At 57.6% G+C, this 12,990-nt stretch carries 11 protein-coding genes; 7 read left to right on the top strand and 4 right to left on the bottom strand.

Annotation, left to right across the window (positions count from 1 at the left end):
* Positions 1–58 precede the first annotated feature (58 nt).
* The 7 genes from ligA (at position 59) to HNQ64_RS12425 (ending at position 7,557) form a co-directional block, all read left to right on the top strand.
* Positions 59–2,065: an NAD-dependent DNA ligase LigA gene (ligA, locus tag HNQ64_RS12455; protein WP_184208999.1), complete on the top strand. Its 2,007-nt coding sequence runs from the start codon at positions 59–61 to the stop codon at positions 2,063–2,065.
* Between the two features lie 89 nt (positions 2,066–2,154).
* Complete coding sequence (locus HNQ64_RS12450) at positions 2,155–2,568, top strand: DUF6896 domain-containing protein (RefSeq protein WP_408004362.1); 414 nt, start codon at positions 2,155–2,157, stop codon at positions 2,566–2,568.
* Positions 2,569–2,788: 220 nt separating this feature from the next.
* Complete coding sequence (locus tag HNQ64_RS12445) at positions 2,789–4,669, top strand: phage tail tape measure protein (RefSeq protein WP_184208995.1); 1,881 nt, start codon at positions 2,789–2,791, stop codon at positions 4,667–4,669.
* 45 nt (positions 4,670–4,714) lie between these two features.
* Positions 4,715–5,695, top strand: a complete 981-nt coding sequence (locus HNQ64_RS12440; RefSeq protein WP_184208993.1) for an AAA family ATPase — start codon at positions 4,715–4,717, stop codon at positions 5,693–5,695.
* A gap of 98 nt (positions 5,696–5,793) precedes the next feature.
* Positions 5,794–6,393: an imidazoleglycerol-phosphate dehydratase HisB gene (gene hisB / locus HNQ64_RS12435; RefSeq protein ID WP_184208990.1), complete on the top strand. Its 600-nt coding sequence runs from the start codon at positions 5,794–5,796 to the stop codon at positions 6,391–6,393.
* A 3-nt stretch (positions 6,394–6,396) separates the two neighbouring features.
* A complete protein-coding gene (gene hisH, locus HNQ64_RS12430; protein ID WP_184208988.1) occupies positions 6,397–7,014 on the top strand; it encodes an imidazole glycerol phosphate synthase subunit HisH in 618 nt (205 codons plus the stop codon).
* Positions 7,015–7,314: 300 nt separating this feature from the next.
* On the top strand, positions 7,315–7,557 hold the full coding sequence (locus HNQ64_RS12425) for a hypothetical protein (protein ID WP_184208986.1): 243 nt from the start codon (positions 7,315–7,317) through the stop codon (positions 7,555–7,557).
* A 74-nt stretch (positions 7,558–7,631) separates the two neighbouring features.
* On the opposite strand, the gene HNQ64_RS12420 is transcribed toward HNQ64_RS12425, so the two are convergent.
* The 4 genes from HNQ64_RS12420 to HNQ64_RS12405 all read right to left on the bottom strand — a co-directional run bounded on the left by HNQ64_RS12420 (position 7,632) and on the right by HNQ64_RS12405 (position 12,948).
* Positions 7,632–10,097, bottom strand: a complete 2,466-nt coding sequence (locus tag HNQ64_RS12420) for a glycogen/starch/alpha-glucan phosphorylase (RefSeq protein ID WP_184208984.1) — start codon at positions 10,095–10,097, stop codon at positions 7,632–7,634.
* A 165-nt stretch (positions 10,098–10,262) separates the two neighbouring features.
* Positions 10,263–11,120, bottom strand: coding sequence for a 16S rRNA (cytidine(1402)-2'-O)-methyltransferase (gene rsmI, locus HNQ64_RS12415; protein ID WP_184208982.1), 858 nt, complete (start codon positions 11,118–11,120; stop codon positions 10,263–10,265).
* The gene (gene lptE, locus HNQ64_RS12410) at positions 11,120–11,632 is read right to left on the bottom strand and encodes an LPS assembly lipoprotein LptE (protein ID WP_184208981.1); all 513 of its coding nucleotides are present in this window, start codon (positions 11,630–11,632) and stop codon (positions 11,120–11,122) included. Before lptE ends, rsmI begins: the two co-directional genes overlap by 1 nt.
* Positions 11,633–11,676: 44 nt before the next feature.
* Entirely contained in the window at positions 11,677–12,948 is a 1,272-nt protein-coding gene (locus HNQ64_RS12405; RefSeq protein ID WP_184208979.1) for a tetratricopeptide repeat protein, read from the bottom strand.
* Between the last annotated feature and the right edge of the window lie 42 nt (positions 12,949–12,990).

Raw genomic sequence — 12,990 nt, 5'->3', positions numbered from 1 at the left:
GAAGTAATACCGAATCTCCCTTTCCCAGGTCGAGCTTTCTCGCTAAAAAAGAGGTCGCATGACTCACGCTGAAGCCGCCGCCCGAGCCGAATCCCTCCGCACCAATCTCCACCGCCACAACCACCTCTATTACGTCGAGGCCCGGCAGGAGATCACCGACCAGGAATTCGATGCCCTCCTGCGCGAACTTCAGGCCATCGAGACGCAGTTTCCCGATCTTCTTACCTCCGACTCTCCCACCCAGCGTGTCGGCGGGGCCCCTATCGAAGGCTTCACCCAGATCCGGCACACCATCCCGATGATGAGCCTGGACAACACCTACTCCGAAGCCGAACTGACCGCCTTCTTTGCCCGCCTGCAAAAAGGCCTGGGTCGCGAAAAGATCGCCTGTGTCATCGAGCCCAAAGTGGACGGCGTGGCCATCAGCATCCGATACGAAAATGGCGTGCTGAAACATGGCATCACCCGTGGCGATGGCCAGACCGGGGACGATGTGACCACCAATCTGAAGACCATCAAAGCCCTGCCCCTGCGCCTGCCGAAAGACGGCCCGCAGACCTTCGAAGTGCGCGGTGAGGTCTTCATGACCAAGGCGAACTTCGCCAAGCTCAATGAAGAACGTGAAGATGCAGGTGAACCCCGCTTTGCCAACCCCCGCAACTCCACGGCAGGCACTCTCAAATTGCTGGACCCAAAAATCGTCGCCAAGCGCCCGCTCGACATCGTTTTTTATGGCCTAGCCGACTCCTGGGGCATGCCCATCGAGGCGCAGACAGAGGTTTATGAACTGCTGAAAAACGCCGGGCTGCGCAAGGCCGATAAAGTCTGGGAAAAGGACAGCGCCGAAGGCCTGCTGGAGGCCATCCATGAACTGGATGCCATGCGCAAGTCCCTGCCCTATGAAACCGACGGTGCCGTGATCAAGGTCAACGCCTTTGCGGATCAGCGCGAACTCGGCTTCACCAGCAAGGCCCCGCGCTGGGCCATCGCCTACAAGTATCAGCCTGAGCAAGCAAAGACAAAGCTCCTCGCCGTGGACATCCAAGTGGGCCGCACCGGGGCCCTCACGCCTGTAGCACGCCTCACCCCTGTCTTCCTCAGCGGCTCCACGGTCACTTACTCCACGCTGCATAACTTCGAGGAGATCGAACGCAAAGATATCCGTATAGGAGATACCGTGGTCATCGAAAAAGCGGGGGAGATCATTCCCGCCGTGGTCATGGTAAAAAAGGATTTACGCACTGGCGACGAGCTCACTATCCCAGTCCCTACTCACTGCCCCATCTGCGGCACCGGAGTGCACAAGGACGAAGAACAGGTCGTCATCCGTTGCCCCAATCCCAAATGTCCAGAGGTGGTGAAACGTCGTTTAGAACATTTTGTTAGCCGTGGAGCCATGGACATCAGCGGCCTCGGCGAATCCGTCGTCGCCCAGTTGGTGGACACACCCTTGAACGGCGTGCCCACCGTGTCAGACGCCGCCGATCTTTATGACCTGAACGAGTTGAAACTCGCCCGCCTGGAGCGCATGGGCACCAAGAGCATTGATAACCTCCTCAAGGCCATCGAAGCCAGTAAACAGCAGGACGCCTGGCGGCTCGTCTTCGGTCTCGGCATCCTCCATGTCGGTGCTGGTGGTGCCCGCAAGCTGCTTGAGCACTTTGGCAGTATTGATGCCATCGCTAAGGCCAGTATTGAAGAACTGACCCAGTGCCCGGACATCGGGGCCATCGTCGCCCCCAGCGTCCATGGCTGGTTTAACAACGAAGATAACAAAGCCCTGCTGGAACGCCTCCGCACCGCTGGTCTCACCTTCGCCCAGCGCACCGTCGAAGCCGCCAGCGATAAGCTCAACGGCAGCACCTGGGTCATCACCGGCACCCTCAGCCAGGACCGCGAAACCATCGCCGACACCATCCGCGCCAACGGTGGCAAGGTCAGCGGCAGCGTCAGTGGCAAGACCACCTACCTCCTGGCTGGAGCCGATGCCGGCAGCAAGCTCGACAAGGCCACCAAGCTAGGCGTGAAGATCCTGAGTGAGGAAGATTTTCGAGGGATGCTGTAAGGAGCCTCGTTGGGATTCAACTGGCACATGCCAGTTGCCAGTGAAAACTCAAAAGAACTCCACGCACGTCCCTGTTGCCCGCTCTAACCATGCACCCCGGTCTAATCCAAGTCATTAGAGCTTTCAGGTCGGCCCAAGATCTCGCGGTGATTACTTTGAACGAGCGTCTTGGTGTTCCCTTACCCAGCTCAAACCTTGAATGGGCAAAGTCCTGCCATCAGATGGAACTTCCAAAGTTGGGAGAGAGCATTGGCATCCAAATTCGTCCACATGGTTATGGAGTCGAAATGAAATTCCCAAGCATCTCCGTTGACTTCGATTGGGGCGAGTTGGGGGAGGGAAACGGATTTGATACCTGGCGTCTGTGGAAGCATTGCAAAGAAAATAGGATCTTCCTGAATTTCATGACTTACGACTTGCTCGAAATTCGCGTCCGAAAGGCCTGGGAAGACTCAGAACTTGTCGGTGACCGTTTACTTTATTATTTACCGGAAGAGCGGTAGTCGGCTCGACATACTAGCCAATCATGATAACCCGTCCACAGTGCGGCACAAAAGCACGCTGGAAAGCTCACACATTGAATTCCTCGCCCCTGTGTCCAAGGGCAAAAACCAACCAGCCATTGGTATGAGACGGTCTCACGCCTTTTCTTTTCCCAATGCCGCAATTCCTGCTGGAGCTTTGGGTCTGAGAGCCGTTATCTCTTAGCCAGTTGTTTGAGCCATGACTTCTGAACCCCTTCCTCCTGCCACCTTCGCGCCTGTTGCGCGGCAGGTGCGGCGTCGGGTGTGGTTGCGGCGCTGGCTGGGCTGGCTGGGGCGCACGGTGTGGACGGTCAGCGGCCTGCTGCTCATCGTCATCGTCACCCTGCTCACGCTGGGCGGTTCAGGGGCCGCCATCTGGGGCAGCCTCTTTTTTGGCCTGTGGATTTTCGGCAGTGCCGCGCTGGCTACCTGGAGAATGCCGGGACCATACAGCGCCCTCGCTTTTTGGGATTCCCAGACGGGCCGCCGCGAAGCCTTTGCCAGCGCGTGGTGGTTTGAGCAGCAACAGACTCGCACCGCCACCGAAGAGGGTCATTTGCAGCAGCAGCGTGAGGTTTTGCCCCAAGCCCGAAAGAGCCTCGCCCAGGACCTGCCGCTGCCGCTTTTCAAACGCTGGCTGGAGCTTCCTATGGTCCTGCTTCTCCTCCTCCACAGCATCCCCTTGGTGCAAAGCCGAAGCGACGAAATCCCCCTCGACCCCGCCATGCAGGCCGCCGCGAAAGCCGAGGCTGACAAGCTGGCAAAAACGGATTGGGACAAGAAAAACCTCGCCGGACTGGAAGAGAGTGAAAAGGTCGACCTGGAGAAGCTGAAGGAAAACCTGAAAGCCACTGCTGCTAGCCTGGAGAATGCCAAGGGCCAAGATGCCCGCCAAGTGATGTCCGATCTGGAGCGCCGCGCCCGCGAGGCGGAGAAACTGGCGGAACGGCTGGCCAACGACAAAGAGGCCTGGGCCTCCGACAAGCTCGTCGAAGCCCTGCGCACCCATGCCGATACCGCTGATCTAGGCGATGCCGTGGCCGCCAAAAACGCCGCCCAGGCCGCCAAGTCCGCCGATGCCTTGGCGGATCAGCTCAAGTCCCCACAATTGCCCGAAGCCGCCCGCGAACGCCTGAAGGAGACGCTGGATGACATCGAGAAAGCCTCTGACAAGGAAGACCGCACGCGCACCGTAGGCCAGCACGTGCTGCAGGCAGGCGACGAGATGAACCAGGGCAAGCCCGCTGCGGCTGGCGGCGAATTTGAAAAACTGGCTAACCAAATGCGTGACATAGCCCTACGTGAAAAATCCCGCGAGGAACTGGAAAAACTGGCTCAACAACTCCGCGATGCCGGCAGCAACATCGCCGGGCAGAATGAAGCCGGCGGCATGCAGAAGATGAATGCTGCTGCGGGCGACACCCCACAGTCAAAGTCAGGGCAGACACCGCAGGTCGGCCAAACTCCCGCCGGACAACAAGGCCAGCAACAGGCCCTGCAACCTCCTGGCTTGGGCCAGCCCAATCAGGGCCAGTCCATGCAGCCGCAGCAAAACCCTGGCCAGCAGGGGCAAGGTCAGCCCCAGCAAATGCAGGTGGGCCAGATGGGGCAGCCTGGACAGCCAGGTCAACCCGGCCAGCAGGGCGAACAAGGAACGCCCATGCTCATGGCCCCCGTCCCAGGACAAAAACCGGGCGACAAACCGCCCGACATGCTCATTCTCGGCGGCCCTCCGGGCGATCCCAGCGATGGCACCCCCAACATCAATCTCTCCATCCCCGGCGGGCGCGATCCTGGAGTGGGCAAGGCCGATCTGAAAGCCGACCCCACCGCCAAGCAGGACACGACCAACAGTACCGTCGTCAATGCCCAGCAAAACAGCGAGGGCCAGTCCAGCACCCGCGCCGTGGAAGGTGGCACCCGCCAGGAATCCGCCACCCGCAACGCAACCCAGACCGCTGTCGAATTTCTCCAGGCCGAAGAAGAGGCCCTGGATGACTCCGCCCTGCCTCCCAGCCGCCGCGAGCAGGTGCGCCGTTACTTCAACGAACTCCGCCGCCGCTTCGAAAAACAGCCCTGACCGCGCAGACTGCCCACTGAATCCTGTTTACCGATTTCCCTCCCCATGCCCGCCTTTCCCAAACTCTTCCAAAACCTCAAGACCGAGCTGCAAAAGTCCATCGTCGGTTACGATGCCCTGCTGACGGATGTCCTCGTGGCCATCTTCTCCGGCGGCCACGTCCTGCTCGAGGGCGTGCCCGGCCTGGGCAAGACCTTTCTCGTCCGCACCCTTTCCCAGGTCATCGGCCTGGAGCCTGGCCGTGTGCAATGTACGCCCGACCTCATGCCTGCGGATATCCTGGGCACCCACATCGTCAATGAAAACGATCAGGGCCGCCGCATGATGTTTTTTGAAAAAGGCCCCGTGTTCAAAAACCTGCTGCTGGTGGATGAGATCAACCGTGCTACCCCCAAGACCCAGGCAGCCCTCCTGGAAGTCATGCAGGAACGCTGCGTCACCACCGGTGGCGAGCGCCACATGCTGCCCGAGCCCTTCTTTGTCCTCGCCACCCAGAACCCCATGGAGATGGAAGGCACCTACCCCCTACCCGAGGCTCAGCTCGACCGTTTCATGTTCAAGATCAAGGTCCCCTTCCCCGATCTCGATTCTCTGGTGGAAATCTCCCGCCGCACCACCGCCTTCACCGAGCCCACGCTGAACGCTATCCTCACCGGCACCGACCTCATGAAAATGCAGCGCGAGCTGGCCGAGGTGCCCGTGGCCGAGCCCGTGGCCCGCTACGCCTCCCAGCTCATCCTCGGCACCCACCCAGAGACTCCTGGCGTGCTGCCGGAGATCCAGCGTTTTGTCTCCTACGGAGCCAGCCCCCGTGGCCTCCAGAGCCTCATCAAAGGTGCCCGCGTCTGGGCCGCTGTGCATGGCAGCACTGCCGTCTCCACTGACGACATCCGCGCCATCGCCCACGTCTCCCTCCGCCACCGCATCATCCTGAATTTCGAAGGCGAAGCCCAGCAGATCAAAGTGGACGACATCATCACCAAAGTTCTGGATCAAGTGAAAACACCCGCCCAGAAGGCGTCGTGAAGTTTCAGTTTCCAGTGTCCAGTTTCCAGTGTTCATTACAGGCCCGGTCTTCTCTTGAAAACTGAAGACTGAATACCGCAGACTGAATCCTCCCACCCATGCCTCGCACCGCCAAACAGCACCGCAAAACCGCCGAGACCGACATCCAGATAGACCTCAATGTGGACGGCTCCGGCCTCTCCACCATTGACACCGGCGTGCCGTTTTTCGACCACATGCTCACGCTGTTTACCAAGCACGGTCTCTTTGACCTGAACGTCAAAGTCGTCGGCGATGTGGATGTGGATTATCACCACACCGTCGAGGATACCGGCATCGTGCTGGGCCAGTGCTTCCGCGAAGCTTTGGGCAACAAGGCAGGCATCGTGCGTTACGGCTTTTTCCTCCTGCCCATGGATGAGACCCTGGCCGAAGTGGCCATGGACCTCAGCGGCCGCCCCTTCCTCAGCTACCACGCACCGGAAAAGATGGAGGCCATCGGCGGTCGCGCCGGGGTCTTCAGCTATCAGCTCGTGGAGGAGTTCCTGCGCGCCTTTTCCAGCGCCCTTCTGTGCACCCTGCATGTTGAAATCAAACGCGGCCGCGATTCCCACCACATGGCCGAGGCCATCTTCAAAGGCCTCGCCCGCGCGCTCGACGCCGCCACCCTGCATGACCCAAGAGTCGTCGGCATTCCTAGCACCAAGGACGTATTGTAATCCATGAATCTCGGTGTGCTCGACTACGGCGCTGGCAATCTGCGCAGTGTATTGAATGCCTTCAAGGCCATTGGCCATGAGGCCCAACTTGTCACGGAACCGAAAGGTTTCGAAGGGCTGGACGTGCTTGTTTTCCCAGGCCAGGGGGCCTTTGGCGACAGCGTCCGCATCATCAAGGAGCGGATGCTTTGGGATCCCCTGAAGCAGTGGCTCAAGGACGAGCGCCCCTACCTGGGCTTCTGCCTCGGTTACCAGCTTCTTTTTGAAGCAAGTGAAGAGTCCCCCGGCGTGGAAGGCCTGGGCGTGGCCCCCGGCATTGTCCGCAAGTTCCTGCCCGATCATGGACTGAAAATTCCGCACATGGGCTGGAATCAGGTCCACTGGGAAGAACGCGGTGCCAAGTGGTGGAAGGGGCTGCCCAACCCCTCCTACCTCTACTACGTGCACAGCTACTACCCTGACGTGGCGGATAAATCCCTGGCCCTCTGCACCACCACCTACGGCAACGAATTCACCGCCGGCATCTGTACGGACAACCTCATGGCCGTGCAGTTCCACCCCGAGAAGAGCCAGGAAACCGGCCTGACCCTGCTGAGGAATGCGGTGGAAGTTTTTGCCTGAAAGGGGCATTCTGCCGTGGGACAATCTAACATTGGATGTAGGCAGCTCCATTGGAAATGAAGCGGCCTTTTTCCGGATTCTTTTAGATAGCTAAATATTCAGTCTAACAAATATTGTAAAAAATATTTGTTTGATCATTGCCTGCAAATCGGCATCCGTGGTAAAACAAAAAATCCGGAAAATCCGTCCCGATGATTCACCTCATCCGCAGCGGAAGATCCGGGCATCTGCTCTCCCGAGCCAGCCGGTCACTTCCATCGAAAAGTCTCACTGCGAACTGTTCATGGAAAGGTCCCACGTATGCCCGAACCCATAGCCAACGATCCCTGCCACCTGCACTGCAAGTGGAATGGGAAAGACATGTGCCTGCGCTGCCTGCTCACACCAGAAGCGATTGCTGAACACCATCTCAGCCTGGGGGTCGCCTGCGGCCTCCGTCACATCTACTTCCCCAGCGAGCTGCCTCCCTGCGTCCACCTCAATGGCGAAGTGGACTGGCATTACTCCGAGGAAGAAGAGGAGCATGAAGCCATGCTGGTTTGACCTCTCAGATTCAGACAAAGAAGCCGCCTGTGAGTGAACACAGGCGGCCGGTAGAGCTTTGATGCTGACGCAGATTACTCGCCGATGGGCACCTGGGGCAGGTTCCAGACTTTCTCCGCGTATTGCAGAATGGTGCGGTCACTGCTGAATTTGCCCACTCGAGCCGTATTCAGAATGGCCATCTTCACCCACTTGTCTTGATCCTTATAAGTGGCATCCACTTTGGCCTGAGCATCCACATAGGACTGGTAGTCGGCCAGGCAGAGGTAGGGATCGCCATGGTCAAGGAGGCTGCGACGCAATGGCTGGAATTCTTCGGCATTGCCCGTGAAGTAGTCGCTGCTGATCCAGTCGATCGTGTTGCGCAACTTCTCGTTAGCCCAGTAGTAGTCCCAAGGATTGTATCCCTTGGCCCGCAATTCTGTCACCTCTTCTACCGTGAGGCCAAAGATGAAGATGTTTTCCGAACCGACTTCTTCCTCGATCTCCACATTGGCTCCGTCCAGGGTGCCGATGGTGAGAGAACCATTCAGGGCCAACTTCATGTTGCCCGTGCCTGAGGCTTCCTTGCCAGCAGTAGAAATCTGCTCCGAGAGGTCCGAAGCGGGGATGATCTTCTCCGCCAGGGAGACGCGGTAGTTTGGCAGAAAGACCACTTTCAGCTTGTCCCCCACACGCGGGTCATTGTTCACCTTTGCAGCCACGGCGTTGATGGCATGGATGATGTTCTTCGCCAAGAAGTAACCAGGGGCCGCCTTCGCACCAAAGATGAAGACACGGGGATGGAAATCCGCGTTCGGGTTGTCCAAGATCTCGCGATACAGCGTGACGATGTTCAGCAGGTTCAGGTGCTGGCGTTTGTATTCGTGGAGCCGCTTAATCTGCACATCAAAAAGCGCATCTGGGCTGACGGTGACGCCGCATTCATCCTCGATGATCTTGGCCAACACCACCTTGTGGTCACGTTTGATTTTGGCATAGCGCGCCCGGAAGGCCGGATCATCCGCATGCGGATCTAAATTGCGCAAAAGGTCTGCATTCTTTTTCCAGCTTTCACCGATGGTCTCCGTAATGAGCGCAGAGAGCTGCGGATTGCAGACATCCAGCCAGCGGCGGAAGGTGATGCCGTTGGTCAGATTCAGGAAACGGTCTGGATACAGTGCGTAGAAATCTGCAAACAGACGCTCGCAAAGCAGGCGTGTATGCAACGCGGCCACACCGTTGGTGGCATGGCTGCCCAGCACGGAAAGATTCGCCATACGCACGTATTTACCACCGCGCTCCTCGATGAGAGACAAGCTACGCTTTTTCTCGCTGTCGCCGGGCCACTTGGCCTCCACATCGCCTTCCAAGAAGAGCTGGTTGATCTGGTAGATAATTTGGAGATGGCGCGGAAGGACGCGCTCAAACAAACTGACCGACCACATTTCCAGGGCTTCAGGCAAAAGGGTATGATTGGTGTAGGCGAAGGTTTCCTGGCAGATCTTCCAGGCTTCATTCCAGGGCAGGCCTTCTAGATCCACCAGAATGCGCATCAGCTCGGGAATGGCCACCGCAGGATGAGTGTCATTGAGCTGGATGGCGGCCTTGGAGGGGAACTCGCTCCACGGCAGGGTATAACCAACTTTGAAACGGCGAACAATATCAGCCAGCGAGCAAGCAACAAAGAAGTATTGCTGCACCAGACGAAGCTCCTTACCGCTTTCGGTCGAGTCATTCGGGTAAAGAACTTTAGAGACTGTTTCCGCGATGGCCTTGTCCCTCAGGGCCTCGACATAGCTGCCTTCATTGAAGACCTGGAAGTTAAAGTCTTCATCTGCCTGGGCCTGCCAGAGGCGCAGCACGTTCACCGTGTGGCTGTCATACCCGACAATGGGGATGTCCCATGGAAGGCCAAGTAGAGCTTTGGTTTCTACCCACTCCGAGCGCGGGTGCCCGCAGTCATCAAACTTCTGCACCACGCGGCCATAAAGCTGCACCGTCTGGCGATAGCTGGGGCGAGCGATTTTCCAAGGGCTGCCATCACGCATCCACGCATCTGGATGCTCCACCTGTTTGCCATTCACAAACTCCTGGCGGAACAGGCCGAACTCATAGTGAATCCCGTAACCAATGGCTGGCAGATTCACAGTGCTGAGACTATCCATGAAACAAGCGGCAAGGCGCCCCAAGCCGCCGTTGCCCAGGCCCATGTCAGGCTCGCAATCCAGCAGGGCATCCAGGTCCTTGCCCATCTCGCCGAGAGCAGCCTTGGTGGACTCATAGAGACCTGAATTGCGGAGGTTGTTTTCCAGCAACCGGCCCATGAGATACTCCAAAGAAAGGTAATGCACACGGCGAACGCCGGACTGACGATGCAGGGTGCGGGACTTCGTCGCGTGATCCATCACCCGGTCTCGGATGGCCAAACAAGTGGCCACCCACCAGTCGTTCTTGCTGGCGGACTCCACATAGGCACCCAGGGTGAAGCGCAGATGATTGATGATGGAGTTTTTGAGACTGTCCTTGGAATTGCCGAGGTCGCAGGGGGCGGGTGTCATAAGAGGAAGGGATGGCGTAGAAAAGCAGTTCTGATCATCACGAAAGGACCGATGTCAAAACGCAAGAGGCTGAGCGTGAAAAAAGGGCAGGCAGAGCACCGCACATCATTCGGCTCTGCCGTGGCGTTCGGATTTCGTCATTCGTCATGGGAACCAGGTTGGAGGTCACCAGGTCACCCACTTGGGAAGTTCACACGGGGCAATGACCAGAGTGATTTCGCCTTTGGGTGTCTTGGATTGGTAATGAGAAAGCACGTTCCGGGCCGGACCGCGCTGGAATTCCTCAAACTTCTTCGTCAACTCCCGCGCGACCACGACCCGATGCTCGGGAGCCTGCTCCGCAATCATCGCCAAAGTATCCACGATGCGGTAGGGGCTCTCGAAATAAACGCTAGTGCAGTCTCGGGTCACGGCGGCAGTCAGCTCGTTGTTTCGCTGGCCTTTTTTGTGGGGCAAAAAACCGCCAAAATAAAACGGTGTGGTCGGCAGGCCGGAGGCGGCAATAGCTGTCAGCACTGCACTCGGACCGGGGATGCCCTCCACTCTTAATCCCGCAGCAACCACACTCTGCACGAGACGCTGCCCCGGATCTGAGACCGTAGGCATGCCTGCATCTGAAATGAGCGCCACACTGCTCCCTTGCTGAAGCTGGGCGACGATTTCAGGAATACGCCTGGCCTCATTGTGCTCATTGAGGCTGATGAGCCGTGAACGAATGCCATGATGCGAAAGCAGGCGACCCGAATGGCGCGTGTCCTCACAGGCGATGGCACTGACCGACTTGAGAATATGCAGACCGCGCAGGGTAATATCCGCCAAATTGCCGATGGGCGTGCCTACGAGATACAAGGCAGGCTGCAAACTGCTGGGCAAAAAGTCGGTTAGAGCCTCATCTTCCTCCGCTGTCCCTTCAGTAGGCAGGCGGTTCTCTTCCACGTGTGCGGAATCTTCATCTGTGCGCCAGGGATCCTCGATAAGGCTCCCCTGTGACGGATGATCTTGAGGCTGGTCGTCTTCCGTCATCACCAGCCTTCGGTGATGTCTGCTGCCACATTCGCTGCAAGACGCTGGGCTGCATCTTCAAGGGCCTGAGCTTCAGAGTTCTGTACATTGGAATCCAAGATGGTGTAGGAATCAGCCGAAGTGCGTCCACGATGGATTGTATTGCCGCTGCCAGCATCCTTGATCACATACTCAGTGCGCAGAGTCATAAGCAACTGCGAGGTGCGCAGCACATTTCGACGGTCGGAACGGAACTGAGAGCGGTCCACATTGATCACTTTTCCGTCTAAAACAGCTTCCGCATCGGCCAAAGAGACGATCTCATAACCACCGCTGTTCTGGATCTGTTTGATGATGGCATTGGTCACCAATGAGCCTAGACGAGGCTCCAAAGTCTGATTCTCGAAAGTAGGGATAGCCAACTTCGTCACATTCGTGAGGTGAGCAGGCTTCTGACCGCCGAGCTGGTAGCCCGCACAACCTGTGAGAGACACCAGCACACCGAAAACACAGGCGAGGAGAGAAATTTTCATCCGAGAAAGAAAAGAGAGCTAGCTGAAAAAGCAAAACTTGCAGATCAAGGAGCCGGTGTCGGTTTAGGCGGGACAGGCAGGCTCGTCGGTGGCTGAGGCGGGATCCCTGGAGCGGCGGGTGCAGCGGGGATTGGCAGCAAAGCAGGCTTTTCCTCAGACACGGGCGGTAGAAGGCTGCCTCCCGTAGGGGCCATTCCTGGTGTCAAAGGCAGGGTCGGCTCTTGGATCGGAATCGGCAGGAAGTTGTCGTCCCCAGCGCGCATTTTTGGCTTCTGGCCCAAACGCGTCAATTCAGGAGAAAGCGGTCCGATGTAATCATCACGAGTCTTCAAATTGCGTGCCCCAGGAATGGTATAATCCTGGTCGGGCTGACCTTTTTTAGCATCGGCCACTGCATCTGGATCAGCCGCTGCGAGTTGAGCAAGCAACTCACGAGCTTCATTGGAGGCTTCTGGAGATCCATATTTGAGAGCTTCGTTGAAGTAGATAGCCGCCGCTTTGGTCTTACCCATGCGCTGATAAAACTTCCCAACCGCGAGTGACTGAGTGGCCTCAGCAGCATTCACTTGCTGAAGGATCATCTCGGCTTCGCTGGCACGGTCACCTTTAGGATTGGTGGACATGTAAGTGGTCAAGGCATCACGAGTAGCGACCAGATTGGACTTATCCTCACTGCGGCTGGCGGCAACGTTGCTGATAGAGCCGATACGGAACTGAGACTCGCCAGCCTGTTTCGTGTTCGGGTAATTTTCCACCACATTTTGGTAGGCAAGGACGGCTTTATCCTTCTCGCCCATGTCTTGGTAAATCTCTGCGATGCTGAACTGAGCCAGAGGTGCCAATTTACCAAAGGGGGCGTTCTTAATGATCTGCGTGTAGAGCTTGATCACTTCCTCTCCACCCATTTTGACAGGTAGAATGAGCATGGCACGCTGGCGGCGACCGCCACGGGCCTCTTCTGCCAGTTCATACTGCTGCTGGAGAGCATCGTTAAAACGAGCGCTTGAGCGATGGTCATCAATAAATTTCTGAAACGCGTCAAACGCAGTGGTCACATCGCTATTGGCACGGGTGATCAGGGCGCTGGCATATGCAGCCTCTGAGGCAGCCACCGTGAAAGGATACTGTTTTACGATAGCGTTATACTGGCCTTGAGCACGTCCTGTCTTACCAGCATTCTGGGCTTCACGCGCAGACATCAGCATCGCAGTCGCCTGGGCTTCCTGCGCTTGGCGCTCATCGGTGCCAGGGGCTTGTTTGTCCTTCTTCTCGAACAGCCCCAAGAATGCTGGAGAGGTGGCGGGCAGAAGAAACAATGATGCTGCCGCAAGGGCGCAAGCGGACAGTCTAGGAAGAAC

It is taken from the genome of Prosthecobacter dejongeii (genome assembly GCF_014203045.1).
Classification (GTDB): Bacteria; Verrucomicrobiota; Verrucomicrobiia; order Verrucomicrobiales; family Verrucomicrobiaceae; genus Prosthecobacter; species Prosthecobacter dejongeii.
Note: the sequence above shows the minus strand (reverse complement) of the source record. Positions and strands in the feature narration are given on the sequence as shown.